Origin of the sequence: Methanocella conradii HZ254 (assembly GCF_000251105.1) — an archaeon.
GTDB classification, from domain to species: domain Archaea; phylum Halobacteriota; class Methanocellia; order Methanocellales; family Methanocellaceae; genus Methanocella; species Methanocella conradii.
This window is the reverse complement of record NC_017034.1, coordinates 2,253,640-2,278,492: the sequence shown is the minus strand read 5'-3', so window position 1 is coordinate 2,278,492 and position 24,853 is coordinate 2,253,640. Positions and strand designations below refer to the sequence as shown.

Here is a 24,853-nt window from a genome sequence, read left to right as displayed (position 1 = left end):
TCTCATCCCTCCTTCTTTATCTGTGGCGCTGCAACTACCGGCTTGGCATAGGGCGGGGCGTCTCCCGATGGGATGCCTCCGCCATATAGCTCGGTCTGGACGAAGTTCGGGTACGCGACCATGCCATGCTCGCCGAGGTCCAGTCCCTGGATCTCCTCCTCCTTCGTCACCCTCAGGCCCATCACCTTCTTGAGGACATAGAACATGATAAGCCCTGCGCCGAATGCCCATAAGAAGACGACGACGGAATCGATCACCTGGCACAGGAAGAAGCCTGGGTTGCCGTAGAACAATCCCGTGACGCCACCATACGTGCCATCCGCAAACAGGCCGAGCGCCAGCAGGCCCCATATGCCGTTGAATCCGTGTATAGATATGCCGCCGACAGGGTCGTCAATGTGCAGGATATTATCCACGAACCACACGCCGACGTACACTATCAGGCCAGCCATGGCGCCGATCAGCACGGCTATGGCGGGGTTCACCCAGGCACATGGCGCCGTGATCGCCACAAGCCCGGCTATTACGCCGTTGCCTGTCATGCCCACGTCGGGCTTTTTATTCTTCAGCCATGTGATCGCCATGGCGACGCAAGCGCCCGCGGCCGCGGCCAGTGTCGTGTTGGCGGCGATGACGGATATCCTGAGGTCGGTGGCCGCGAGCGTGCTGCCCGGATTGAAGCCGAACCAGCCGAACCATAATATGAAGACGCCCAGCATAAAGAGCGTGACGCTGTGGCCTGGAATGGCGTTCGGGGTGCCATCGGCGTTATATTTACCGATCCTGGGCCCGACGAGCAGCGCTCCTGCCATGGATATGAATCCACCGACGGCGTGTACGACGCCTGACCCGGCAAAGTCAAGGGCGCCATAGCCGCCGCCCAGGCTCTTCATGAAATCGCTCTGTGCTAGCCATCCGCCGCCCCACATCCAGTGGCCGTAAATGGGGTATATCAGCGCGCTGATGATTACGCTTGCCACGACATACGTGCTGAACTTGGTGCGCTCAGCCATGACCCCCGAGACGATGGTCGCTGCCGTGGCACAGAACACCATTTGCCAGAACCATATTTCAATGGTGCTAACGTCGTAGGCGCTCCCCCACAGGAAAAAGCCATTCGTGCCAATCAGCATCGCCGTGATGCCTTCTGCTGTGCCCATCATGAGTGCGAATCCGACAGCCCAGTATGCCAGGGAGCCTGCGCAGAAGTCCATGAGGTTTTTCATCATGATGTTTGCAGCGTTCTTCGCCCTGGTCAGCCCTGTCTCGAGCATCGCGAACCCGAGCTGCATGCTCATCACCAGGAAACCGCAGATCAGCACCCATGAGAAATTAACGGGCGCGTTAGGGTTTGCCTGCAATGTCTCAGCGCCTGTGGGGTCGCTGGCCGCCACAGGCTGTACCAGTATAGCACTAAAAAAACAAGTGCTAATAGTAAGGAAGATTTTCTCATAAAGGACGATTTTCTCACCTGTATCTTCTCCTTTAGTGATTGTGACAGAAGTAATCTTCCTAGTTATCATATATAAAACTTACGTTTTAGAAGGAGCTAATATTCCTTGTTTATGTATATTAAGTTAACTTAACCATATCATAAATCGAATAAGCGATCTTTAAAAAAATAAGTGGCCAAGAATCGGCCATTAATTCAAGCATTTATTTCCAGACTTCATCCGTCCGTACCCTGGCCATCATCTCGACGGGGAGGACGAAGATCTTGCCGTCCCCGAACTTGCCCGTCCTGGCATTGGCCTTGATTATGGAGATGAGCCTGGTGACGTCCTCATCTTTTACCACCAGCTCGAGCTTGACTTTGGGGAGGGTATCGACTTCCACCTTCTTACCCCTGTATTCGAGGGTTATCCCTTTCTGCTCTCCCCTGCCCTTCACGTCAATTATGCTCATGGCTACGAAGCCATTCTCCTCCAGGGCTTTCTTTACGGGGTCAAGCCTCTCCGGCCTGATTATAGCCTGTACCATCTTCATATGATCGCCTCACGAATATGCCCGCTCCCCGTGCTGGGAGATGTCGAGCCCTACGTATTCCTCCTCTTCCTTCACGGTCATGCCAATCGTCGAATCCAGGATTTTCACAAGTACGAACGTCACGACGAACGCATAAGCTATCGATGCGCATACGGCTATCGCCTGATAGATGAACTGGCTCGGGTTACCGTAGAGCAGGCCGCTGTAGCCGTTCACCGCCGTGGTGGCGAAGATGCCGGTGGCAAGGGCGCCCCATACTCCTCCCATTCCGTGTATCGACCAGCAGTCGCAGCTCTCGTCCAGGCCCTTTTTAATGCGGAATAGCATCGAGTAGTAGCAGACCATCGAGGCCACGGCGCCGATGATGATGGCCGCCAGGGGATCGACGAAGCCCGAGGCAGGGGTGATGGCAACAAGCCCGGCCAGGGCGCCGCTCGCAAAGCCAAGGGAAGCCGGCCTGCCATCCTTCCAGCTAAGCAGCATCCAGGTCAGGCCTGCGGCCGCCGCCGCGGTGTTCGTGACGACGAAGGCGCTCGCAGCGAGGCCGTTCGCCGCGATGGCGCTGCCCGCGTTGAACCCGAACCAGCCGAACCACAGTAGAGTGGCGCCCAATAAGGCCAGCGGGATGTTGCTTGGCTCCATCAGGTCCTTGCCGAAGCCGATACGCTTGCGGATCACTAGAGCGATAGCCAGGGCGGAGAAGCCCGAGCTTATGTGGACGACGGTGCCTCCCGCGAAGTCGAGGGCGCCTCCAGATTGTCCTAGCAGGGTGCCAACGTTCGCCAGCCAGCCGCCGCCCCATACCCAGTGGGCGAGGGGGTCGTATACGAGCGTGGTCCATAAAAGCCCGAATATGATGAACGAGGATAGCTTGACCCTCTCGGCGAATACCGAGGTTAAAATTGCCAGCGTGACGGTGGCGAATACCAGCTGGAATACCGTGTATGCCAGCGCCGGCACTGTCAGGGTGACTCCTGCGATGGTGGCCTCGCCCTGGCCTATACCATTGAGGCCCAGGTAGTTAAGGCCTCCTATGATGTAATTTATGTCAGGGCCGAAGGCGATGCTGTACCCAAAGAGTACCCACTGGACGCTTACCAATGCAAACGCGACCAGTGATAGGGTTATCATCGAGACCAGATTCTTTCTCCTTACTAGCCCTCCATAGAAAAACCCCACTCCAGGCGTCATTATCATGACCAGCGCCGTCGAGGCGAGTAGCCATGCCGTATCTCCTGAACTTATAGTCATGTGAACACCTTGTATCACTGTAGGACATTTAATTCCTACTCATTATACTTATATTTTTCTATAATAAAGCTGCGTTGAATAAAGCTGCGTTGAATAACAGGTGTCGTGGGGCCTAAGCCACTCTAAGCCGGATAAGAAACACGAAGACGCTTTCAAGCACGAAGGGCCCGCCTGCGGCCGGTCCCCTCGAAGGCATGGGCGAAGCATCACTGAGATTATTAATTAGATGAATGGTCATCTCGAAAGGGCTACTCCAGGCCTGGATTTTTCTTGTTAAGGGCAAGCGGTGCAAATAAAATTCAACACAGCGCCTCGCCTTATTTTACCGGCGCTGGCCTCGCTCGGGCGGCGCCACGGGTATGTATTCGACGCCTGGCTTGCGTGCGCCCATCTCGGCCTTATAGAAATCCATGAGCTCGTAGACGCTCTCAGGTATACCGATCTTCACGCAATCCCCCAGAAGCTCTCTCGCCTTCTCCGGGAATATGGGGTTATCATGCGTATACTTGCCCGATACCAGCTCCTCGATGATCTGGCTTATGTGGCCTTCGCCGCATTTTCCCTTTAAGATATCGGTGACCAGGCTTACCATCTGGGCCTGCGCCTTCTTCGCTTCATCGGCCAGGATGAGCGTCCTGTCGTTGATACGCTCCACCGGCTTTTTATCTAAGACCTGGATCACCGATGAAGCAGGGTAAGCCGCCATGCCGTCGGATAGCTGGGGGTCCACGGGCCCCAGCACGGCGTGCGGGTCCATGAGTATCTCGTCTGCTGCGAGCGCTATCAGGGTGCCGCCGCTCATGGCATAATGAGGCACTATGACGGTCTTTTTTGATGGGTGCGCCTTTAGGGCCATCGCTATCTGGGTTGCCGCGAGCGCTATCCCCCCTGGGGTATGCATTATCAGGTCTATGGGGGTGTCAGGTGGCGTCATTCGGATGGCCCTTAGGACCTCTTCGCTATCGTCAATATCGATATACCTTGAAATCGGTATGCCCAGGAACGCTATGGTCTCTTGCCTGTGTATAAGCGTGATCACCTGTGACTTTCTCTCTCTTGATATCTTTCTTAGTATGCGTTTTCTCGCCCCGTTTATGAAATATCGCTGGAGTGCGGGGATTATAATAAGGAAGAATAAAATTAGGACCCATATGTTTGTGATGAAGTCCCATGCTGACGTTAAAACTTCATTGATTATCATCATGTTCCACGATTATTTATTTGTTTAGTCGTGTTGATAAACGTTGGCCTTTCATAAAAGTATGTAGTGGGCCCGAAGGGATTTGAACCCCTGATCCCCGCCGTGTAAAGGCGATGTCATGACCAACTAGACCACAGGCCCGCCTTTCATACATCTCTGTGCTTGCACTTAAATTTTTTGATAGTAATACCGTGCTGGATGTGTATCATGTTTTCTATCTGATGATGTATTACCAAAATGAGCCTTTATAGGCTTTAGAGGCACAACACCCCAGACACCGGCCACTCGTATAATAGCCGCACTCCACACAATTGAGGCCGCACGGCGTCTTCTCGCCCTTCTCCACGCTCAGCCGCAGCGGCTGGATCATCTCGTTCACGCTACTCATGACGATACCCAGGTCAGCCTCAACAACTGAAGGGTCGCTACGGATGTGCTTATCGACGATGGCGTCAAGCGTGGAGGCGTCCTCGGCGATGAAAAACAAACAGAGGTTCTCCCTGCCAGAGACCACGAAGCCGTTCAAAAAGTAGGGGCAAGACCTAAACTTATTGAGCAGCTCAACCGAGTTCTTAGCGGTGACGTCGACCTTGGCGAGCTTGAGGCCGACCTTCATGAGGCTCATGCCGGCCACCATTGATATTACGCCCGACTGCTTGAGCTTGCTTATTCGGGCGCCCACCGTGGGCTGAGATAGGCCTACCTGCTCGGCGATATCGGCCTGCGAAATGTCGGGATTTTTCTCAAAAAGCGAGACTATGATCCTGTCCTTCTCATCAAGGTCGATCGAGCAAATCCCTCCTGATTGGCCCATACTTTTAATTTAAAGGCAATACCCAATATAACCTTAAAAATATAGGCTGAATACGTATTAATAGTTTTGACTTGTCGGCGGCTTTATCCAAAAACCATATATATGTATAATAACACTTAAAGCTACGTTGGATTTTGTGGGGCCGTAGGGTAGACTGGTCCATCCTTCAAGACTGGGGGTCTTGAGACCCCGATTCAAATTCGGGCGGCCCCACCACCTGATTTGGGGATATAGTATAGACCTGAAAGCGCCGCTTCAATAATGCAATCACTAATTTATTATTTCATTATTATAATTTTTCGATAGGTAGTTTAGTAATCATTAGCTTGGATATTATGTTAATTTTATAATAATTGTTTTTAGTATAAGGAGTTTTCTCTCGTGTGCATGAGTTTTAATGCGGTTGGAAATGTTTATAGTTGGAGAAGCGTATTTTCTAATAGGTTTATAAAAGCGTTAATATGGGATGCGGTGGCTAACCATTATCAGGTGGTCGAAATATGATTGAACTCGAAATCGGCATACTTATAGGCATAGTTCTAATGTTTTGCCTAATGGTGCACAAAGAGATACACAACGCTAGTATAACATTAACGAACATGTACTACGAACTTGTGTGCTATGGGAGAAGACGATAAAAATGGAATGGCTCTTCTCCAAGTTTAGGACGATAAATTCATTGTCTACCATCCAGGTAAGCTTAGATAATATGATATTTACCGTCTAAACAGAGGGGCATGACCAATAGTGATAATAAAAAATATGCTTCCATTACCCTAGAGTAGTTCACGCATCTAATCCTTAATTTGAATATTAGCTAATAATAGTTAATTTCAAACCATGAGAAGCCAAATTAAAAAAATCGAGCTAAAAATCGCAGAAAAAATAAGACTAAACAAGTCAACCCTATAGCACATCCAAAAAACATCAAAGAAGTAACATCATAAAATACCAGTATACATGCCCATAAATTGTTTAAATATTAAAAAGATTATATGATAATGATATCCTTATATAATTCGGGCAAGGTATCTTGAGCCATCCGGAATTTTGTGCCGTGATTATGGTGGGTACGGGCATCAAAATCTACGTAAATTTTACCATTTTTTATTGCGCTGATGATTTTTTCCTGGTCAAGCCCCGACAACATAAAAATTTTATTAAATTTATAATACTCAACTTTTGAGCTTCTACCGTCAATTCTTGTTTGTGCGAGAGGGTCTCCTTTGAGTGCGTCAGCTCTCACATATACACAATTCAAGAGTTTTGACCCTATTTTATGATAAAGATCGTCAAACCCCCAATAAGGCTGTGGATTTAACTCCCCCAGGCCAGCCCTTTTTTCTACGCTTTTTAACCACTCATTATGTCTTGCATCTACCGTGTTCGCATCAAATGACACTTCAATACGCTTTTTCTCATCATTAACAATAATAGTAAATCCTCTATCTGTCCTATGTGTAGCTCTAATTGTTTGTCTAAAGCTCAATTCATTTGGTATAGTTTCGTGGGGCCAACCATATTTCGATAAAAAAATATTAGGTACAAATCTTATAGCTTGAGGCGATGGCTCTAAATGCAATAGAGTAGTTAAAGACGATGATGTTGCTCTTTGTGCCTTTATCTCCCATTCGCCACTATTAGCCAATGGAATATTATTTTCTGCTATTCCTAATAAATCTTCAAGCGTATTTCCAACGCACCCATCATTTGCGGGGCGGGTACATTTAACCCAGCCCATATCCCTGATTTCTTTTAGTCTTTTTATCAATTCTTCTTTCGTATAAATCTTCATGATTAACCCAATTGTGGCTTTTTAATTCTCTAAGGGGGCATTTCTGGTCTCCAAAAATCAAGCAAGTATTCAAACGTCACGCCCATGGTGATGTAATTACTCGGCCATCCAAATATGCCGATCTGATTAACTATATTGGTCCTATCCCATATTATGATATTCCTTAGCTCATAGCCTCTTTTCCTCAATTCTTCAATCAATGCTACGTGAATTGTTATCCTATGGTCTTCCCACCACATGTCAGGCACATTTATGACACAATGAGCCCTCGGCTTTAATAGTGGCAGCAGCCTTTCAAAAATATCCCCCATGGCCTTTGTATATTCATCTAAAGGTTTTGTGCCAAGGTCTCTATCATCCTGGGAGTATTGTTCAATTTTACCGAGTTGCCCATTATTCCTGATTCTTCTGGACTTGTTAGTCCTCTTGCGATTGAGGAGATTGGCATACGGTGGAGACGTCCATATAAGGCTTATTGTTTCAGGGCTAAGATAATCTGGAATATTTCTTGCATCATCTTGTATTGCTAATTGTTGAGATTGATTAAATAGCCTGGTATTGCTTAATCGCTGCTTGCTCAGCGCTATGTATTTTTCCTGTAAATCAAACCCAACAGCATTACGGTCCAGATCCTGAGCCGCCACCAGCGTCGTACCGCTACCGACGAATGGGTCCAGGACCAGCTCGCCTCGATGAGTGAAAAGCTCTATAACCCTTTTTGACAATGAAATAGGAAAGGTTGCGGGGTGTATCTCTTTATCCCGGATATCTCTGCCCTCATAGTTAAACTTCCACACGCCTAGCTGACATTTAAGCCACTCTTTTGCGGTTAAGCAATTAATATGATTGGGCTCACAATCGCACGTCTTTACATGATTAATGTTAAGAGGCTTAGATATATGGCTATTTTTTTTAACGTCTGTAGGCTGTAGTTCTATCATTATTGACTCCATACGATTTGAGTGAATAAAAGGTTAACGTTTTAATATCAACTCGTGGAGACCGAAAGGTTAAAGAAATATCGTAATAATTATGGTATGCTTGTCAAAAGCATGACCGGGTCATATGCCTTTCTAATTTGCCCCCAGATTTGCATATGATCCGGCCATTACAACAGTTATATGATAAAATTACCAGGCTGTTAATAAACTTTTTCATTGGCTTGGGGTTATAGCCCTCATAACTAGTATTTCATCGATAATAATTTCAATGAAAAGGCATTTGGCAGAAATTTTTCACCCTTTATGTGGAAATAAATGGGTCAAGTTTCTCATCCATCGCCATACAGCTGGATAAGCTTTCACGTCAGGTACCATGAGCGCCAATGAGACATTATCTTTTGCCTGAGGGCATCACTCAAGCCCTCCATTTTCAAGAAAAGGTATAGCGTATAGGCCGCCCTCTTTCTCACATAAAGGTAGTCATCGCTCTTCAAGAGCTCGATCAGCGGCTCGACCGCCCGGCTATCGCCTATCTCTCCCAGGGCGTCTATCGCCATAATTCGTATTTCCATCGGCGCATCCTTTTGCATGGCTACCTTCAACAACCCCTCTACGTCTCGTAGCTTATACATATGCTCGACGTCTGGCGGTGGTGAGCGTCTTCTAGCGGGCATAACAATGGCATACTGGCTAAAAATATTTATATTCACCGCCACAAAATAATCCTTAATATATTATGGTAGAAGGGTGGCATCTTCCAGGGGGCGCGATTGTAATATGGAGAAGGGGCTAAGTATGAAGGTTGGGGGCGCATTCCGGGATGCCATGGAGATATTCAAGGCGCTTTTTGACTCCTCTTCGGCGGGCATACTGGTTTATCAGGGAGAAGACACGGTTTACGTGAACCCGGCCATGGCCGAGCTTGAGGGCTACCCGCTGGAGGAGCGCCGCTGGATGAAGTTCTGGGAGACCGTACACCCCGACTTTCGAGAGGCCGTCAGGAGGCGTGCCGAGGCCAGGCAAAGGGGTGAGGCCGTACCTGCGACGAACGAATTAAAGATCATCAGGAAAAACGGCGAGCAGCGCTGGGTTACGTCCTCGGCGGGCACGTTTATCCTCGACGGCAGGCCGGCGGTCATACTCATACTCCAGGACATAACAGGGCTAAAGCACGCGGAAGAGGCTCTAAAAAAGAGCCAGTATATACTCGCAAAGGCACAGCAGATAGCCCACGTCGGCAACTGGGCCTGGAACCTGAAGACGGGGGCGCTGAACTGGTCGGAGGAAGTATACCGGATATTCGGATACGGGCCAGGTGAGGTAAAGCCCACCTACGAATGGGTGCTATCCAGGGTCCATCCCGAAGACAGGGCAATCATGATGTGCTTTGCGGAAGACGTCGCTATGCTCAGGCGATGCAGCGTCGATTACCGGGTCTTAAGGCCTGACGGCTCCATAAGATACGTGAATTCCGTTGCGGATAAGATCATCGTGGGAAAGTCAGGGGAGCCCGAGAGGGCCTATGGCATCAACCAGGACATCACGGAGCGTAAGAAGGCGGAGGAAGCGCTGATGGCCGCGAAGGCCGAGGCCGAGCTATACGTGGACCTCATGGGCCATGATATAAACAACATGAACCAGATCACAATGGGCTACCTCGAGTTAGCACATAACATACTGGACTTCGAGGGCAAGCTGGGGCATGATAGCATCTACCTGATTGAAAGGGCCATAGACTCCCTGAATAATAGCTCTAAGCTCATCGATAATGTCCGGAAGCTTCAGAGGGAAAGGATGGGGATGTATGGGCAGGAAGTCCTGGAAGTCACGGGCATAATACAGGAAGTCGTGGAGCAGTTCAAAAGCGTTCCGAATAGAAAGGTCACTATCGATTACAGGCCTGCCGCAAAATGCCACGTCAAAGCGAACTCCCTGCTCAAGGACGTCTTCCTCAACCTCGTCGGAAACTCCATAAAGCACTCCACGGGGCCGCTGAACATCGCCATAAATGTGGAGGTGGCGTCCTATGATGGCGAGGATTACTGCAGGGTGGCGGTTGAGGATGACGGCCCGGGCATCCCCGATGCCCTCAAGCAGACGCTCTTCAACCGGCTGAGCCTCGCCAGCACGCGGGTCCGCGGCAAGGGATTCGGGCTTTGCCTGATCAAGTCTCTAATCGACGATTATAGGGGCAAGTTCTGGGTTGAGGACCGCGTGCCAGGAGACCATACGAAGGGAAGCAGGTTCGTCGTATTGCTGCCAACATATAATGTAAAATAATATCTATACATTTTTTTCTCATTAAAAAGATATATTTACTTCTTCTTATTAATTGCCATATTATTAGGAGGCTAAATGGCGGGCAAGGACTCATCGATGGATGGCGAGGGAAAACCTGATGATGAGGGCATGCATGCCGGAGGCAACGCCCATCGTTTAGAGGCAGAAAACGCCCTGCGGGAGAGCGAGGCGAAGTTCAGGGCGGTTTTCGACTATGCTGTCATCGGCATCGCCCTCGCAGACGCAGGCAAGCGAATCACCGCATGTAACCGTGCTCTCGAGCGCATCGCCGGCTATAGCATGGATGAGCTTCGTAGCATGAGCTTTACCGACCTGAGCTTCAGGGATGACGTGGAAAAGGACTTAAAGTTGTACGAAGGCCTGGTCGAAGGCGCCATAGACCATTATCAGCTTGAAAAGCGCTTCGTGCGAAAGGATGGGAGGGTCATCTGGGGCCGCCTCATCGTCTCGTCCGTGGTCAACTCCGCCGGAGATTTCCAGTTTAGCGTCAGCATGCTTGAGGATATCAACGAGCGCAAGCGATGGGAGGAGGTGTTGTCGAACGCGAAGAACGAGGCGGAGCTTTACGTCGACCTCATGGGCCACGATATAAACAACATGAACCAGATCACAATGGGCTACCTCGAGCTTGCCAGGGATATCATCAGCCACAATGGCGTGCTTGGCATGGAAAATGCTAGCCTGCTTGATAAGGCCTATGAATCGCTTCAGAATAGCTCAAGGCTTATCGATAGCGTGAGAAAGCTTCAGAGGGGTAAGGCAGGCTTCTATCCGGCGAAGCCACAGGACATCGATAAGGTGCTCGGCGAGGTGGTCGGCTCCTTTAAGAATGTACACGGCCGTGACGTAAGAATCAACTATGCCCCGTGTGGCAGCCTTTTCGTTAACGCTAACGACCTGCTGAAGGACGTATTCGACAACCTGATCGGTAACTCTATAAAGCACTCGCGCGGGCCTTTAACTGTAAACGTCAACGCTTCCGTTGAGTTCCGGGATGGGAGGTCGTATTGTAAGGTTATAGTAGAAGATAATGGCCCGGGTATCCCCGATAGCCTTAAAAGCTCTCTTTTTGGCCGCCTGAACCTTGCGACTACGCGGGCGCGTGGTAAAGGCTTCGGGCTCTGCCTGACGAAGATGCTGGTGGACGACTATGGCGGCCAGTTTTGGGTGGAGGACCGGGTGGAGGGAGACCATAGTAAGGGCTGCAGGTTTGTGGTCTTGCTTCCCATGATAAGCTGATTGCCTGGAAATCCATTGTGACTACAACCTACGATGAAGGACCCCGCCATGGCTGCTTTCTTCATGAGGGCTGCGGTTGCGCGGAAAAAGGCTGCCGCAGTAAGGCAGCGCAACGAGGAGCGGGGGCTCCATGTGCAGCCCGTGATGGTCCTGAGCGTCACCAGCAGGTGTAACCTGCGCTGTGCCGGCTGCTGCTCACGGCTCGTTCCGAGGGAGCGAAAGCCGGAGCTAAGCGAGGAATGGCTGAGGAATGTATTGAAACAGGCGAGCGAGCTTGGAATATCCATCGTGCTCGTGGTGACCGGCGAAGATTTCATACGGCGCATGAGGGAGCACGGCTGCAAGGCATTCATCTTCGTCGAGCATAACCCTGTCCAGACTAACTCAAGGCTCTTCAGGGCATTACAGGAGAACCGGGATAAGCTCATGGAGTCTGGCGGTGGGTGCGCCCTGTGGAGGAAGCCCGGATAGGTTTTTAAAAGCTAACAATCGTTAGCTTTATATACTTTCAGCATGTAGTGGGGGTTGCAAAGCTAACACTCGTTAGCTTTATGGTGATGTGCGTGACCGTGAAGCGAAAATCGGGCAGGCCGGCGAAGGTACCGGGCGAGAAGGGCACGAAGGAGAGGATCTTCGATACGGCTATCGACCTGTTCGCCGAGAGGGGCTATGACGGCGTCTCCATAAGGGACATCGCCGCCGCCGTGGGCATCAAGGAAAGCTCGATCTACAAGCATTACACGGGCAAGGAGGAGATACTCGACAGCATATTCGAGTATTTTCTGGAGGCATGGAGGCAAAGCGTGGCGGGAAAATGGTCAGTGAGCAGTGAGGCCGAAGAGCAGGTCGTCTCGATGGGGCTTGACGGCTTCATGGCCATGGCCAGCGGCGTATTCACGAGCTGGCTAGGCGACCCCCGCATGGAGAAGATAATGAGGGTCTCCTTCATCGAGCTGTACCATAACGAGAAGATACGAAAGTCCCAGCTAGCGTTCCTGGACGCTGGCTACGCCTTCTTTGAGTCGAGCTTCGCCATCATGATTAAGCATAAGCTCATCAAGCCCATAGACCCGAAGGTACTGGCCATGGAGTACATGTCGTTTTATATGAACGCGTTAGTGGACTACTTCATCATGCGGTATGGCACTATGTCTGGCTCGTTCCTCCAGGAGTACGGTGCCCGTATCAAGGAGCACACCGCCTTCATAACGAACTCGATAAAACCGTGAATAAATGAAATAGGAGGAATTTAAATGAACTGGATAATGATAATAGGATTGGTCGTCGCAGGCATCGCCGTGGTGGCATTTGCCATAGGTCTCATAATATGCGGGGACCTTCTGAGCTATACCGCTACAGGCAACAAGACCCTGGATCCGGCCGGAACCCCTGCCGGTAGAGCGCTCGTAGTATACAACCCGGGCGTCTCGGGCGCCGCTAAGGACGCCGCAGCCACGATAGCTGGTGATTTGCAGTCTAAAGGATACGCCGTTAGTTTAGCGGGCGTGAGGAGCACGGCCGCAGCCAACACATCGAGCTATGATGTGATCATCGTGGGCGGGCCAATGTATTTTGGGAAAGTGAGCAGCTCGGTCGAGGCATACCTTAAAGGTCTAAAGCCGCAAAAGGACGTAGCGTTAGGGGTATTCGCGACGACCGGCGCGCCACAGTTTAATAACGATGATATCGCGTCATTCGGGAAACAGGTCGCATCGCTCCCGTGCAATAGCATGCTAAATAAAACGGCCGTAACGAAGACTATCCGCTCGGGCGATGCCGGTAACGTCGACTGCTCTGAATTCGTATCCGCAGTGCTGCAATAGGAAATGATGGGCTTGAGCTTACTGTATGTATTGAAGCCGCAGAAGGACCGGGCCCTGTGTTCGGCCAGCCATATCCTGCTGGCGATGGGGACGACGCCAAACATGGTCACGGCGGCCGGTCTGCTCATGTCCGTGACTGCCGGTCTGCTCGCCGCGTCGGGGCATCTCTACGCGGGCATCTCCTTTTTTATCATCGGCGCCTGCCTGGACGCGGTGGACGGCTCGTTCGCGAGGGCCTGCGGGCTCAGCAGCGAATTCGGCCGGTATTTCGACAGCATGTGTGATCGGCTCTCCGAGCTGGTGTTTATTACGGGTGCGGTCGCAGGGGGTGTCCCTTCCTCGGCCTTTACCGTCATTGTAGGCTCCTTGTTTCTACTGGCATCGAGAATCTACAACCACAGGAAAGGCCTCAACTCTGACGCCGCCATGTTCGGCCGGCCGGAAAGGCTGGCGCTCCTGATCGCCGGCCTGCTATCCCCTGCGCCATACAATACGGCACTATTCCTGGTGGCCGGTTTCCTGTGCCTCGTCTCGTCTACGCAGGCCATGGCATCCTGTATAGCGGCGGGAAAACTGAAAGAAAAAGCGGCAAGATAAATATAATTATCGGGGATAAAATGGGAAAACAAGCGTCAACGAGCCGTCTTACGCTTGTGTTTTTTACCTTTGGCTTTTAATGTGGGCGCCTCCTGTTTCCGGGCCTTCTCCAGCGCATCCAGCTCCTCGGCGAGCCATGGCAGGAAGGTCCCCACGTCGGTGACGATGCCGATGGCCTGGGCTGTGCCCCGGTCCATCAGTTTCGTGACTGTGGCGGGGTTTATGTCCACGCAAATGGTGCGGACATGCGAGGCCAGGCAGTTCCCCGTCGCAATGGAATGGAGCATTGTGGCCAGCATCAGCACTATGTCGGCGTCCTTGACCTGCTCTCTCATCAAATCCTGTGCCTTCATCGTATCGGTTATGACGTCAGGCAGGGGACCGTCATCCCTGATGGAGCCGGCGAGAACGTAAGGCACGCCATTCTTTATGCACTCGTACATGATGCCGCCAGTAAGTATTCCCTTCTCCACGGCCTCCCTTATGGAGCCCGCCCTGGTGATCTCGCTAATGGCATAGATGTGGTGCTTGTGGCCTTCGGGCGCCAGCTCGCCAGTCTTTAAATCCATGCCGAGCGAGGTGCCGTAAAGGTTGTACTCGATGTCGTGCACGGCCAGGGCGTTTCCGGAAAGCAACGCGTCCACGTATCCTTTTCTTATGAGTTCGGCCAGGGCCTGCTGGCCGCCCGTATGCACGATGGCGGGTCCTCCGACCACCACTATCTTGCCGCCGCTCTCCTTGGCCTCGTATATCTCCTCGGCTATCTCCCTTATGAGCGCCTGCGACGGCCTCTCGCTTGAGACCTGGCTTCCCATGAAGTCGAATATGGTGTGGCCCCTCGGCCTTTCAGGGGGCACGACTCGAATCCCCTTGTTGCCGACGACCACTCTGTCCCCCTTCTTGATGTGGCCAAGCGTGGTGCAAACGGCCTCATTGTCCTTTATCACGATGAGGGCGTCCATCTTCTGGTCTTTTACCCTGCGCCATTCCCCATCGACTTTTACATAAGTCGTATGGTTAGTAGTCGAATAGAAGCCCTTCGGCACCACCCTATCCTTAGGGGCCTCCTCCACGATGGCATCCTCGGCTTCCGGTAAATAAGCCCCAAGCCGATGCAGCTCTCCGATGATATCGTCAAGGTGCTCCTGGTCCCTGCCCTTGATCATGAGCCGCGCATAGCTCGTATCTGTCTTATGCTTTCCTATCTCGAACTCGAGTATCTCAAACTCTCCATTCATGTCCATTACTTTATCGAAGACTTTGGGTAGGAGGAAGGAGTCGATGATGTGCCCCTTCAGCTCTATCTCCCGCATCGCTTCCATATGGTTCACCAGTGTGCTGTGTTGAATAATTGTTTTGGTGATACACTTATATGTTTCCACTTATTCTTTTTCCTTGTGTGGCTCGCATTAGCCTTGACCCTAGGCGTCCTGAAATCAGGGGGCCGCACGCCCGAGAGGTACATGTACACCGTGTCAGTGTCTAGCTTGTCCCCAATACTCCTACTACTCGTAACCCCCGTGTAATACGAGTAGAAGAGGACTTTGAGCATCATCCGGGGACCAATTGCTTCTAATCATACTTCTTAAACAATGACACGCCAATATAAGGAAAAAGTTCAAGCCTACATCGCGTATACTGGATAAACCAAAAGGAGTCTAAGATGGGCTACAGGTACAATTCCCAGGAGATGAAACAGGCAATAGAAGCCGTCATCGATAAGATAGAGCAGAGCTGCGAGCTCAAGGAATACTACATTTCAGGCCTACAGCACGTCTACAGGGTGAATGGGCAGTATCTCCTCGTGCTACGCTACAGCAAGAATAAGGACGGCCACTATTACTTCTCAATACCCAACGAGTTCCTTTATAACCCCACGATTAAGCATCTCGTGCTTATCTGTGAAAAGCCCGAGCACGCCATCGTGCTCCCGTCGTCTCTGCTGACAGACATGCTGGAGGACGTAGACCCGAACGATAAGGGGTGGACCCTCGACGTCTACGATAAGGACGGCTGGGAGCTGAAGATAGTCAAGACGGAAAAGGTATTGTATATCGATAACTACGTCAACGAGTATGAGCTGATATACTCGCGGAGCGCCATATCGACGGGCAAGACGGCACTCAACATGTTCTGCAAGGACAAGCCAGGCGTGCTAAGGGACATCGCCGGCATGGTCGCCAAGCACGGCGGGAACATCACGTACACGCAGCAGTTCATCGTGGATAAGGGCAAGAGAGAGGGCATGTCCAGCGTCTACATGGAAGTCGAGAACGTCAAGGACATCGACGACCTGGTAAAAGCCCTTGAAAAGCTGCCCATGGTGCAGGAGGTGACGCTCCACCCGCCCCTCGACCGCATTTATGGGTCCAGGGTGATAATCATAGGCGGCGGGGCGCAGGTCGCCCAGGTCGCGATGGGGGCGATTAACGAGGCCGACCGCCATAACATTCGGGGGGAGCGCATCAGCGTTGACACTATACCCCTGGTGGGCGAGGATGCCCTGGCGGATGCCGTCGAAGCCGTGAAGCGGTTGCATAGGGCGCAGATCCTGGTGCTGGCGGGGTCCATAATGGGCGGCAGCATCTCCGAGGAGGTCAAGAAGCTTCGTGAGGAGGGCATCCCCGTGATTTCATTGAATATGGCCGGCAGCGTTCCCGACTACGCTGACCTTGTCGTGACCGACCCGATACAGGCGGGCACGTTCGCCGTCATGCACGTCGCCAAGACAGCCGTCTTCGACATCGAGAGGGTCAGGGGCAAAAAGTTCTAATTTTATTCACCGCATGGACGCCGCCTCTTCTTGCTGTCCCCACAGAAACCTTCTTGCATACTGGATGCCCTGGCCGTATGTCCCGCCGTGTTCCTCGGCGATCCTCAGTACGGCGTCGTAGGTCGCCTTATTCGCCCAGCTCCGCTGCAGTTCGAGCAGCACCTGCATCCACGTCACCGGTACGGCGCCCGCCTGCACCATGCGCCACATGGCCATCTCCTGGGCCGTTTCGCTCACGTCGCCGCAAGCGTCTGCCACGACATAGGCCTCGTAGCCCTCCTCCATCGCAGAGATGGCCGGCATCCCCACGCATAGCTCCGTCCAGAGCCCTGAGAATATTAGTTTGCTGCGTCCCGTCCTTTTGACCGCCGTGACGAAATTCTTATCGTCCCACGCATTGATCGACTCACGGTCGATGGGCCTCACGCCGGGAAAGACGTCGCGCAGCCATGAAAATATGGGCCCGCTAAAAGTCTCGGCAGAGACCGTCGTAATGATAGTCGGGACCTTGAAAACCCTGGCCGCCTTTGCGAGCCCGACGACGTTGTTGATGAGCATCTGCACGTCTATATTCTTTACCGCAAAGGCCATCTGAGGTTCATGGTCGATCAGCAGTAAAGCACAGTTGTCCGGTGTCAGTAAGCCATGTATCTTTTCGTCATCCATATAACCACAAATGGGAGAACGCGATGTCTCGTTAAAAATCTATAAGGTTAAATGTACGGAATTTTACGGTTTTTTTGTAGACCATTTTAAGGCCTTGATGACGGCCGTGACCAATAATGCGGCTATATCGCCAGGCCAGCACGAATAAGCGGTTGAAAAGAAAAAGAAAAGGAATGTAAGCTAAGCTTACATGCCCATTTCGCCCATTTCGCCCATGCCGCCGGCGCCGCCCGCGCCCGGAGCGCCGCCCTTGCCGCTGGACAGCTTGCTCGCGGCGATGACGTCATCAATCCTTAGGATCATGATGGCAGCCTCGGATGCGCCGCTAATTGCCTGAGTCTTGACGCGCAGCGGCTCGACGACTCCGGCCTTCTTCATGTCCACGGCCTCACCCGTGAAGACGTTGATGCCAAAGTTCTTGCCATCCGCCTTCTTGCCCTCGTGCTTGCTCCTCAGGTCAACGAGGGTGTCAATCGGGTCCAGGCCGGCGTTCTCGGCGAGCGTCCTCGGGATTATCTCCATGGACTCGGCGAACGCCTCGATGGCGAGCTGCTCCCTGCCGCCCACTGTTGAGGCGAACTCCTTCAGGCGCAGCGCCAGCTCCACCTCGGTAGCGCCTCCGCCTGCCACGTACTTCTTGTCTTCGACTACCACGCCAACAACGCGTAGCGCATCATGCACGGCCCTCTCGAGCTCGTCCACGACGTGCTCGGTTCCGCCGCGGAGTATGAGGCTGACGGCCTTCGGGTCCTTGCACTGCTCGACGAATATCATGTTCTCGTCGCCAATCTTGCGCTCCTCCACGAGGCCAGCCACGCCCAGGTCATCCTTGGTGAGCTCGTCAATGCTGGTGCTAACCCTGGCTCCGGTGGCCTTGGCCAGCTTCTTGAGGTCAGACTCCTTGACGCGCCTGGCCGCTAAGATGCCGTTCTTGGCCAGGTAGTGCTGCACCAGGTCGTCGACGCCCTTCTGGCAGAACACGACGTTGGCGCCAGTGGCCTTAATCTTGTCCACCATGCCCTTCAGCATCTTCTCTTCCTGGTCCAGGAAGCTCTGGAGCTGGTCAGGGCTCGTTATCTCAATCTTGGCGTCTATCTCGGTCTTCTCTATCTCGAGCGGGCAGTCGAGCAGCGCTATCCTGGCGTTCTTGACGGTCTTCGGCATGTTCGGGTGGATCCTCTCCTTGTCGATCACAAGGCCCTGGATCATCTCGGAGTCGCCTATGGTGCCTCCGACCTTCTTCTCGACCTTGATGTCGTCGACGTCTACCTTGCCGTTCTCGTCGACGACCGCCTTCACCGCCTTCACGCACAGGTCTGCCAGCTTTTCGCCCACGGCCTCGGCGCCCTTGCCGGTCATCGCCGTGATGGCGAACTGCTTGAGCAGGGCATCATCCTTGAGGGTGACGGGGTATGCAAGCGTGTCCAGGATTTCCCTGGCCTTGGCGGCCGCCGCCCTGTAGCCCGCCGCTATGACGGTCGGGTGGACGTCCTGGTCCAGCAGGTTCTCAGACCTCTTGAGCAGCTCGCCGGCTAGGACTACTGCCGTCGTCGTGCCGTCGCCTACCTCGTCGTCCTGGGTCTTGGCGATCTCGACGATCATCTTTGCCGCCGGGTGCTCAATGTCCATTTCCTTTAATATGGTAACGCCATCGTTTGTTATCACAACATCGCCGAGGGAGTCGATGAGCATCTTGTCCATGCCCTTTGGACCCAGCGTGGTCCTGACCGCCTCGGCCACGGCCCTCGCGGCCATGAGGTTCATTCCTTGAGCGTCTCGGCCCCTAGTCCTTGTGGAGCCTTCCTTCAAGATTATAATCGGTTGGCCTGCTTGTGCTTGTTGTGCCAAATTACAAACCTCCTTATAGCAATTGGAAATTTCAGGTATTATGTGGTTACACTTCTATATATATTTTACTGCCATCGGCTATTTTATCTTTACGATAAGCCTGTACTCCGGCTTAGGATTGGACCATGGCCTTATAAGGCTGAAGGTGAGCGTGCATTCGCCCATCTCTTTTGCGGTAAAGAACCATGACCGCTCCCCCTGCCCGGTAAACCTTGCAGGCCCTCTTTCGACGTAAATGCTCTCGAATAATCGCAAGTAAGGGCAGCCTTTCTCGTCATATTGCCACATATAGCCCGATACCTGGCTCTCGGGCAGGCGGACCTCCAATATACCTCCCAAAAATAGCTCGATACGTTTACCATCATCTGCAAAAGTCACGAGCATGCTTTAGTATTAGCATAAAAGTTCTTATAATAAGTACGCTCCATTTCTCCGCGTCATGAGCCGTCAAGTGTACCTGGGGAAGCTGGTGCTTCACTGGTGTGATTCCTGTAATGTGCCGGTGCTGGGCAAGAAGTGCTCACGCTGCGGGTCGCCGACGCGATACGTAGACTGCACGCCCCCCGGCGACGTCCGCCCCGCTTTCCCCTTCGATGTCGAACTAATAAACAAGGCCATAGAGGATAGCTTTGGCCATCCCGATTTAATTCCAAGGGATAAACTGGTCGTCTTGAACAAGGCGCCCTATGAGGACCGGCTGGACGAGGTCTTCGTGGACGGAAGGATGCTCGGGGCGGTCAGGTTTGATCCTTTTAGGCTGAAGTGGACGTTCATGCCCCGGACCTTCGCGGCGAAGCAGATGAAAGTAACGAGGGGGTTCGTAATAGCGGATAAGGGCGCTGAGAAGCCCCTATTGGGCAGCTCAAACCTGCTCGGGCCGGGCGTTGTGGACTGCGATGAAGATATTAAGATTGACGATGAGGTCATCGTTTTTTTAGAGGGGCGGCCCATCGCCGTGGGAAGGGCCAAGATGACGGGAGCCGACATGCGGGAGAGAAAAAAAGGCGTCGCCGTCAAGGTGAGGTGGAACGGCTACGACGATGCGCCCGTGCTCAAAGGCGGCCAGACGTGGCAGGACGCCATCGACGCCAACCGCGAATACTTAATGAGCGTCGAGGGGGAGGCGCTTGGCTTCATAAAAAGGGTAGCCGGACAGTACGGGCTGCCCGTGACCGTGTCCTACTCGGGCGGCAAGGACAGCCTGGCCACCCTCCTACTGGTAAAGAAGGCAGTGCCCGACTTCGAGGTGCTTTACGTTAATACAGGCCTGGAGTTTGCTGAGACGACGCAAAACGTCTACGACGTGGTCAAGAAATATGGGCTAAAGCTAAAGAAGGCCGAGGCGGAGTCTTTCTGGGACGCCGCGCCCCGCTTCGGCCCGCCATCGGTGGAGGCCAGGTGGTGCTGCAAGGTGTGCAAGCTTGGCCCCATCACCAGCCTGATCGAGAATAGCTATGCGGATGGGTGCTTAACGTTTATAGGCCAGCGTCGCTACGAGTCCGAGGTGCGGGCGAAGAGCCAGCGTGTATGGCAGAACCCCTGGGTCGGGAACCAGATAAGCGCTTCCCCGATACAGCACTGGACAGCCCTTCACATCTGGCTGTACCTGTTCAAAGAGAACGCGCCCTATAATCCTTTATACGAGAGGGGCTTTGACCGGATTGGCTGCTGGCTATGCCCGAGCGCCAGCCTTGCAGACTACGAGTTCGTGAAGGCAAATTACCCGGATATGTGGAAACGATGGGAAGGATTCCTCATCGATTACGGCAAAAAGGCGGGATACCCTCCAGAGTACGTGAAATATGGGCTGTGGAGGTGGAAGAGGCTTCCAAATAAATGGGAGGAATTAAGAAAAACGCTGGGCATCGAGCTTAAAAAGCCAGAGGCACGCGAAGAGCCGCTCAGCTTCTCCATGGTATCCGGGTACAGGCCCTGTAAGGACGGGTCGGCCACCGCCGAGGGGAGCTTCAACGTGCCCCTCGACCTGGAGCGCATCCGGCCATACATGAGGCCTGTTGGGAACGTTAAAGAAGCCGATGGCATGCTCTACGTTTCCAGAACTGGGGGAAGCGTCCAGGCCTATGCCACGGGCACCGTGGTCGCAAGGGCACAGGATAAAGAAAAAGCCTCCGGGCTAATGTCTTTAGCCGAAAAGTCCATACGCAGGGGCATGCTATGCGTGGGCTGCGGCGTATGCGTGGGGGCGTGTCCCATAAACGCTATAACCAAAGAGGGCCACAGAGTAACGGTCAGCGAGGCCTGCACCTCGTGCGGCGAGTGCATCGAGAAGTGCCCGCTCATCAAGTTCAGGAGGGAAGCGTAGTGATAGCGATCATAGACTATGGGGTCGGCAACCTCCGTAGCGTGGAGAAAGGCCTGGCGTATGTGGGGGCGCGCTCGAAGGTCACGAACGACCCCTCTGAAATAGACTCCGCAGACGCCATCGTTCTCCCTGGCGTGGGAGCGTTCGAGAGCGGCATGGGGCAGATAGCGCCCCTCAAGGGCGTCATTCTGGAAAGAGCGCGGGAAGGCGTACCCTTGCTGGGCATCTGCCTTGGCATGCAAATGCTATACGAGGAAAGCGAGGAGGGCGGGCAGCATAAGGGCCTTGGCCTCGTCAAGGGCCGCATAGCCAGGTTTCCGGAAAGCCTGAAGGTTCCGCACATGGGCTGGAACTCGCTGTCCATAAAGAAGCGGCACCGCTTGCTTAACGGCATAAAGGACGGCTCATACGTCTATTTCGTGCACTCCTATCGAGCCCCCGTAGGGGAAAGCACCGTGGCGGCCACTGATTATGGTGGAGATTTCACTGCAATCGTGGCCGAGGACAACGTCGTTGGCACCCAGTTCCACCCGGAGAAGAGCGGGGAAACAGGCCTGCGGATGCTCAAGAACTTCGCGGAAATGGCATAGAGTGGTGTGGCTGTGAAGGAAACCTTAACCAGGATAGACTCGCTGATGTCGGGCATCTACAAGGACTACATGAAGTTTTTCAAGTACATGGGCGTAGGTGTTATCGGCACCGCCGCCGACTGGCTCGTGTTTTACGCCCTCATCGGGCTGGCCGACATCTTTTACATGTACGCCGTGGCCGTATCATACTTCGTGGGCATGGTCATCAACTTTTTCCTGAACAAGCATTTCACGTTCAATAACAAGTATAAAAAGGTCCACTTCCAGTTCCTATCATTCGCCTTCGTGGCGCTGATAGGCCTCGGCCTGAACGAGGCGCTCCTGTTCGCCTTCGTGCACTACATATTCTCGAGCTCGTCAGACCTGGCGCTCATGGCCTCGCGGGTCATCGTAACATTTATGGTGTTCGTATGGAACTTCCTGGCAAACAAGCATACGACCTTCAAGATATTCCAGTGATCAGGCTTTTTCCTTATCCGCCTTTCCCATGAGTACTGATGATGTGACCTCGAATATGGCCTTGACTATAAGATAGGACCCGCCGACGAGAATAATGTCGTAATAGGGGACCTGCACCGCAAGCGATAGGCCAGTCGCGACGAGGAGCGCCATGTCGTTCCTGGTGAGGAATGACACTACCTTCTCCATAACGTTGGGGTTTATCTCCGCCGCGTCCATCTCTATGACGATGTTGCCCTTCTGGAATATCTTTATGAGGCTCGACTCCTCGGAGATGAGGATAGCCGTGGCGTTGGGCAGGCTCTCGGTTATTCCCGCGGCAGCGGCGTGCCTTGTGCCGAAACCAGGAATGGTCGTGGACTTCAGGACCCTGGCCCCGAAGGCTATCAGCTCCCCCACCGGGGTGATTATTACAGCCCCGTCAATGGTGGCGAGCTTCTCTACTACGACGTTCATGCCCTGCTCCGTCAGAAGCGACCGGGACGTTATCTGCGGATAGTGTGTCTCGTATAGCCCCTCCACCTCATCACGGTCGGCGATTATGATCAGCCCTCCCTCGCCCCTCCTCGATATGCTCTTGGCTATATTGAGGACGGCGCTCATGACCTTCTCTTCCTGGCCCTGTGTTTCATCGTGATCTGGTGGACTCAATTTCAAGACCTCTATAATGGAGCATACCGTATTTACCTACATGTTAGCTTTTATGGTAGAAATACTTGTATACCGGGGGTTAAATGCTTCGAGTGCTATCCTCTGTGTATATGCCATATAGCCGTAATATTAAATATCTTATCCTGTGGCCATTATATACCATTGTAACTAAATAGTATAACGGTGTCTACGGTCGATAGCATGAAAAATAAGCTCGTCTTCGCCTGCGTCGTGCTAGCCCTTTTCGCCATGGGCGCCGCCGCCGGCAGCGTGGCCTACTCAGCCGTCTGTCTCGCCTCATGGGCGAACCGCACGCTCCTCAGCGAATGGCTCCCATACGTGCTGGCCATCTCCATCGGAGCGCTGACCATAGTTACCGCCTACTTTACCTATAGGTTCGTGAGGCAATGCAGTCTTCAGGACCCCCCGAAGCTCAAGGATGACGAGGTGCTTCCTATGACAATAATCATCCCCGCCCTCAACGAGGAGCGGACCATCGCCAGGTGCGTGGAGAGCATCATGTCGGCCGATTACTGCAAGAATAAGCTCGAGGTCATCATCGCATACGAGCCGCCGCCGAGGTGCACCGACTCGACGCCGCTCCTGGCCAGGCGCCTGGCGGAAAAATACGAAAACGTAAAGGCGATCCCAAATAAGGATGGGCATAGGGGCACCAAGGCGGGGGCCATAAATAGTTGCCTGAAGGAGGCATCGGGAACCATCATCGGCATATATGACGCCGATCATGTGGTCGCTAAGGATGCCCTGCTGCGCGCCTCGGCGCAGTTCGCCTCCGACGAAAAGCTCGCCTGCCTGGGTGGCAAGGTCATCATTCGCGACGTCAACTATAACTGGTTCACGGCGCTCGTAGGGAACGAGTGCGCAGTATTCAACAACTTTTCCAGGTACGTCTCACAGCTTTTCACCGGCCGGCACATGGTTTACGGCTCAAACCTTTTCATACGGAAGGAGGTGCTGGAGGCGATAGGGGGATTTGACGAGTCCTCGCTAACCGAGGACTGCGACCTCGGCATGAAGCTCGTATGCGGCAACTATCCCATGAAGGTTGACTACTCCATAAAAAGCTATGAGCAGCCCGCCATCACCGTGCGCGACTGGTGGCACCAGCGGGTCCGCTGGACCTGGGGCGGCATTAGCGTCCTAAAAAAGTACGTGAAGGCCAGCTCCTCAAATGCAAGCGGAAGGAGCGTAAAGGCATTCCTGCTTTACTCGCTTGGCACGACTGGAATATTATTTAGCGTGGTGTTCATGGGCTTCGTCGGCTTCATGCTCTACATGGACGTGTTGACTCCCATGGTTTTGTTCATATGCGTCGCGCCGCTCTCCGTCCTTTTCGCAGCCGAGAGCATAGTGGACTTTTGCGAGGGCCGGGGAAGCGTGCTTGACATGGCGCTATCCATCTTCGTGAGGCCGTTCATCATCTGCGCCTACTCTCTCGTAGGCGTCTACGCCCTTGTCATGGACGCCCTCAGGGAGGACCGTGCATGGCACCCGAACCAGCGTATCTAGGCGGCCATGATTTCTGCTCTATTCTCAGGATATGCTTTTTACCAGGCTCTATTATATAGCGGTCA

25 protein-coding genes and 2 tRNA genes are annotated in these 24,853 nt (G+C 52.9%); 12 read left to right on the top strand and 15 right to left on the bottom strand.

All coding sequences use genetic code 11. The features are described from left to right. Positions 1-2: 2 nt before the first annotated feature. From MTC_RS11955 to MTC_RS11930, 6 genes are all read right to left on the bottom strand, one after another. Positions 3-1,523, bottom strand: coding sequence for an ammonium transporter (locus tag MTC_RS11955; RefSeq protein WP_014406957.1), 1,521 nt, complete (start codon positions 1,521-1,523; stop codon positions 3-5). 133 nt (positions 1,524-1,656) lie between these two features. Continuing rightward, the gene (locus MTC_RS11950; RefSeq protein WP_014406956.1) at positions 1,657-1,986 is read right to left on the bottom strand and encodes a P-II family nitrogen regulator; all 330 of its coding nucleotides are present in this window, start codon (positions 1,984-1,986) and stop codon (positions 1,657-1,659) included. A 9-nt stretch (positions 1,987-1,995) separates the two neighbouring features. Further along, positions 1,996-3,237, bottom strand: a complete 1,242-nt coding sequence (locus MTC_RS11945) for an ammonium transporter (protein ID WP_014406955.1) — start codon at positions 3,235-3,237, stop codon at positions 1,996-1,998. Between the two features lie 322 nt (positions 3,238-3,559). Continuing rightward, on the bottom strand, positions 3,560-4,438 hold the full coding sequence (locus MTC_RS11940; RefSeq protein WP_014406954.1) for an SDH family Clp fold serine proteinase: 879 nt from the start codon (positions 4,436-4,438) through the stop codon (positions 3,560-3,562). 67 nt (positions 4,439-4,505) lie between these two features. Then, positions 4,506-4,579: transfer RNA gene (locus tag MTC_RS11935), tRNA-Val, on the bottom strand. Between the two features lie 88 nt (positions 4,580-4,667). After that, positions 4,668-5,252 carry an Lrp/AsnC family transcriptional regulator gene (locus MTC_RS11930; RefSeq protein ID WP_014406953.1) on the bottom strand — a complete coding sequence of 195 codons (585 nt, stop codon included), beginning with the start codon at positions 5,250-5,252 and terminating at the stop codon, positions 4,668-4,670. A gap of 138 nt (positions 5,253-5,390) precedes the next feature. Here MTC_RS11930 and MTC_RS11925 point away from each other — a divergent pair. Next, a tRNA-Pro gene (locus tag MTC_RS11925) sits at positions 5,391-5,468 on the top strand. Between the two features lie 775 nt (positions 5,469-6,243). On the opposite strand, the gene MTC_RS11920 is transcribed toward MTC_RS11925, so the two are convergent. The 3 genes from MTC_RS11920 to MTC_RS12935 form a co-directional block, all read right to left on the bottom strand. Continuing rightward, a complete protein-coding gene (locus MTC_RS11920; RefSeq protein WP_014406951.1) occupies positions 6,244-7,047 on the bottom strand; it encodes an MvaI/BcnI family restriction endonuclease in 804 nt (267 codons plus the stop codon). 29 nt (positions 7,048-7,076) lie between these two features. Continuing rightward, on the bottom strand, positions 7,077-7,988 hold the full coding sequence (locus MTC_RS11915) for a DNA methyltransferase (RefSeq protein ID WP_014406950.1): 912 nt from the start codon (positions 7,986-7,988) through the stop codon (positions 7,077-7,079). A 359-nt stretch (positions 7,989-8,347) separates the two neighbouring features. Next, positions 8,348-8,662, bottom strand: coding sequence for a HEAT repeat domain-containing protein (locus MTC_RS12935; RefSeq protein ID WP_143767151.1), 315 nt, complete (start codon positions 8,660-8,662; stop codon positions 8,348-8,350). A gap of 121 nt (positions 8,663-8,783) precedes the next feature. On the opposite strand from MTC_RS12935, the gene MTC_RS11905 reads away from it, so the two are divergent. From MTC_RS11905 to MTC_RS11880, 6 genes are all read left to right on the top strand, one after another. Then, the gene (locus MTC_RS11905) at positions 8,784-10,268 is read left to right on the top strand and encodes a PAS domain-containing sensor histidine kinase (protein ID WP_237705913.1); all 1,485 of its coding nucleotides are present in this window, start codon (positions 8,784-8,786) and stop codon (positions 10,266-10,268) included. Between the two features lie 75 nt (positions 10,269-10,343). Beyond that, positions 10,344-11,528 (top strand): PAS domain S-box protein, encoded by a 1,185-nt coding sequence (locus tag MTC_RS11900; protein WP_014406947.1) that lies wholly within the window; start codon positions 10,344-10,346, stop codon positions 11,526-11,528. 48 nt (positions 11,529-11,576) lie between these two features. Continuing rightward, positions 11,577-11,999 (top strand): radical SAM protein, encoded by a 423-nt coding sequence (locus tag MTC_RS11895; protein WP_193364085.1) that lies wholly within the window; start codon positions 11,577-11,579, stop codon positions 11,997-11,999. 86 nt (positions 12,000-12,085) lie between these two features. Next, the gene (locus tag MTC_RS11890; RefSeq protein ID WP_237705912.1) at positions 12,086-12,757 is read left to right on the top strand and encodes a TetR/AcrR family transcriptional regulator; all 672 of its coding nucleotides are present in this window, start codon (positions 12,086-12,088) and stop codon (positions 12,755-12,757) included. A 36-nt stretch (positions 12,758-12,793) separates the two neighbouring features. Continuing rightward, positions 12,794-13,351 (top strand): flavodoxin domain-containing protein, encoded by a 558-nt coding sequence (locus MTC_RS11885; protein WP_237705911.1) that lies wholly within the window; start codon positions 12,794-12,796, stop codon positions 13,349-13,351. A 6-nt stretch (positions 13,352-13,357) separates the two neighbouring features. Then, on the top strand, positions 13,358-13,948 hold the full coding sequence (locus MTC_RS11880; protein WP_014406944.1) for a CDP-alcohol phosphatidyltransferase family protein: 591 nt from the start codon (positions 13,358-13,360) through the stop codon (positions 13,946-13,948). Positions 13,949-13,983: 35 nt separating this feature from the next. On the opposite strand, the gene MTC_RS11875 is transcribed toward MTC_RS11880, so the two are convergent. Together MTC_RS11875 and MTC_RS13865 are read right to left on the bottom strand one after the other, a co-directional pair. Further along, the gene (locus MTC_RS11875) at positions 13,984-15,270 is read right to left on the bottom strand and encodes an ornithine cyclodeaminase (protein ID WP_014406943.1); all 1,287 of its coding nucleotides are present in this window, start codon (positions 15,268-15,270) and stop codon (positions 13,984-13,986) included. Positions 15,271-15,275: 5 nt separating this feature from the next. Then, the gene (locus tag MTC_RS13865; RefSeq protein ID WP_394296122.1) at positions 15,276-15,515 is read right to left on the bottom strand and encodes a transposase; all 240 of its coding nucleotides are present in this window, start codon (positions 15,513-15,515) and stop codon (positions 15,276-15,278) included. A 96-nt stretch (positions 15,516-15,611) separates the two neighbouring features. On the opposite strand from MTC_RS13865, the gene MTC_RS11870 reads away from it, so the two are divergent. Beyond that, positions 15,612-16,721 carry a DUF5612 domain-containing protein gene (locus MTC_RS11870; protein ID WP_014406942.1) on the top strand — a complete coding sequence of 370 codons (1,110 nt, stop codon included), beginning with the start codon at positions 15,612-15,614 and terminating at the stop codon, positions 16,719-16,721. A 6-nt stretch (positions 16,722-16,727) separates the two neighbouring features. On the opposite strand, the gene MTC_RS11865 is transcribed toward MTC_RS11870, so the two are convergent. From MTC_RS11865 to MTC_RS11855, 3 genes are all read right to left on the bottom strand, one after another. Further along, positions 16,728-17,387, bottom strand: a complete 660-nt coding sequence (locus MTC_RS11865) for a hydrolase (RefSeq protein WP_014406941.1) — start codon at positions 17,385-17,387, stop codon at positions 16,728-16,730. A 186-nt stretch (positions 17,388-17,573) separates the two neighbouring features. Then, positions 17,574-19,235 carry a thermosome subunit alpha gene (gene thsA, locus MTC_RS11860; RefSeq protein ID WP_014406940.1) on the bottom strand — a complete coding sequence of 554 codons (1,662 nt, stop codon included), beginning with the start codon at positions 19,233-19,235 and terminating at the stop codon, positions 17,574-17,576. A 78-nt stretch (positions 19,236-19,313) separates the two neighbouring features. Next, the gene (locus MTC_RS11855) at positions 19,314-19,562 is read right to left on the bottom strand and encodes a protease inhibitor I42 family protein (protein WP_158308525.1); all 249 of its coding nucleotides are present in this window, start codon (positions 19,560-19,562) and stop codon (positions 19,314-19,316) included. A gap of 112 nt (positions 19,563-19,674) precedes the next feature. Here MTC_RS11855 and MTC_RS11850 point away from each other — a divergent pair, with 112 nt between their 5' ends. From MTC_RS11850 to MTC_RS11840, 3 genes are read left to right on the top strand one after another with little or no spacing between them, the layout of a single operon-like run. Next, a complete protein-coding gene (locus tag MTC_RS11850) occupies positions 19,675-21,558 on the top strand; it encodes a phosphoadenosine phosphosulfate reductase domain-containing protein (RefSeq protein ID WP_014406938.1) in 1,884 nt (627 codons plus the stop codon). Beyond that, positions 21,558-22,148, top strand: a complete 591-nt coding sequence (gene hisH / locus MTC_RS11845; protein ID WP_014406937.1) for an imidazole glycerol phosphate synthase subunit HisH — start codon at positions 21,558-21,560, stop codon at positions 22,146-22,148. Before MTC_RS11850 ends, hisH begins: the two co-directional genes overlap by 1 nt. 12 nt (positions 22,149-22,160) lie before the next feature. Beyond that, positions 22,161-22,607 carry a GtrA family protein gene (locus MTC_RS11840; RefSeq protein ID WP_014406936.1) on the top strand — a complete coding sequence of 149 codons (447 nt, stop codon included), beginning with the start codon at positions 22,161-22,163 and terminating at the stop codon, positions 22,605-22,607. Here the strand turns inward: MTC_RS11840 and MTC_RS11835 are convergent, their stop codons facing one another. Next, positions 22,608-23,258, bottom strand: a complete 651-nt coding sequence (locus MTC_RS11835) for a DNA integrity scanning protein DisA nucleotide-binding domain protein (protein WP_237705910.1) — start codon at positions 23,256-23,258, stop codon at positions 22,608-22,610. Between the two features lie 183 nt (positions 23,259-23,441). Between MTC_RS11835 and MTC_RS11830 the strand changes: the two genes are divergently transcribed. After that, positions 23,442-24,788, top strand: coding sequence for a glycosyltransferase (locus MTC_RS11830; protein WP_237705909.1), 1,347 nt, complete (start codon positions 23,442-23,444; stop codon positions 24,786-24,788). Positions 24,789-24,853: the final 65 nt, after the last annotated feature.

Excerpts from the sequence above, each read along its gene's own strand:
- MTC_RS11875 (WP_014406943.1), bottom strand. The coding sequence starts at position 15,270 with ATGGAAGCGATGCGGGAGATAGAGCTGAAGGGGCACATCATCGACTCC.
- MTC_RS11940 (WP_014406954.1), bottom strand. The coding sequence starts at position 4,438 with ATGATAATCAATGAAGTTTTAACGTCAGCATGGGACTTCATCACAAAC.
- MTC_RS11915 (WP_014406950.1), bottom strand. The coding sequence starts at position 7,988 with ATGATAGAACTACAGCCTACAGACGTTAAAAAAAATAGCCATATATCT.
- MTC_RS11895 (WP_193364085.1), top strand. The coding sequence starts at position 11,577 with ATGGCTGCTTTCTTCATGAGGGCTGCGGTTGCGCGGAAAAAGGCTGCC.
- MTC_RS12935 (WP_143767151.1), bottom strand. The coding sequence starts at position 8,662 with ATGCCCGCTAGAAGACGCTCACCACCGCCAGACGTCGAGCATATGTAT.
- MTC_RS11850 (WP_014406938.1), top strand. The coding sequence starts at position 19,675 with ATGAGCCGTCAAGTGTACCTGGGGAAGCTGGTGCTTCACTGGTGTGAT.
- MTC_RS11890 (WP_237705912.1), top strand. The coding sequence starts at position 12,086 with ATGTGCGTGACCGTGAAGCGAAAATCGGGCAGGCCGGCGAAGGTACCG.
- MTC_RS11900 (WP_014406947.1), top strand. The coding sequence starts at position 10,344 with ATGGCGGGCAAGGACTCATCGATGGATGGCGAGGGAAAACCTGATGAT.
- MTC_RS11870 (WP_014406942.1), top strand. The coding sequence starts at position 15,612 with ATGGGCTACAGGTACAATTCCCAGGAGATGAAACAGGCAATAGAAGCC.
- MTC_RS11920 (WP_014406951.1), bottom strand. The coding sequence starts at position 7,047 with ATGAAGATTTATACGAAAGAAGAATTGATAAAAAGACTAAAAGAAATC.
- MTC_RS11905 (WP_237705913.1), top strand. The coding sequence starts at position 8,784 with ATGAAGGTTGGGGGCGCATTCCGGGATGCCATGGAGATATTCAAGGCG.
- MTC_RS11950 (WP_014406956.1), bottom strand. The coding sequence starts at position 1,986 with ATGAAGATGGTACAGGCTATAATCAGGCCGGAGAGGCTTGACCCCGTA.
- MTC_RS11885 (WP_237705911.1), top strand. The coding sequence starts at position 12,794 with ATGATAATAGGATTGGTCGTCGCAGGCATCGCCGTGGTGGCATTTGCC.
- MTC_RS11930 (WP_014406953.1), bottom strand. The coding sequence starts at position 5,252 with ATGGGCCAATCAGGAGGGATTTGCTCGATCGACCTTGATGAGAAGGAC.
- MTC_RS11955 (WP_014406957.1), bottom strand. The coding sequence starts at position 1,523 with ATGATAACTAGGAAGATTACTTCTGTCACAATCACTAAAGGAGAAGAT.
- MTC_RS11945 (WP_014406955.1), bottom strand. The coding sequence starts at position 3,237 with ATGACTATAAGTTCAGGAGATACGGCATGGCTACTCGCCTCGACGGCG.
- MTC_RS11880 (WP_014406944.1), top strand. The coding sequence starts at position 13,358 with ATGGGCTTGAGCTTACTGTATGTATTGAAGCCGCAGAAGGACCGGGCC.
- MTC_RS11865 (WP_014406941.1), bottom strand. The coding sequence starts at position 17,387 with ATGGATGACGAAAAGATACATGGCTTACTGACACCGGACAACTGTGCT.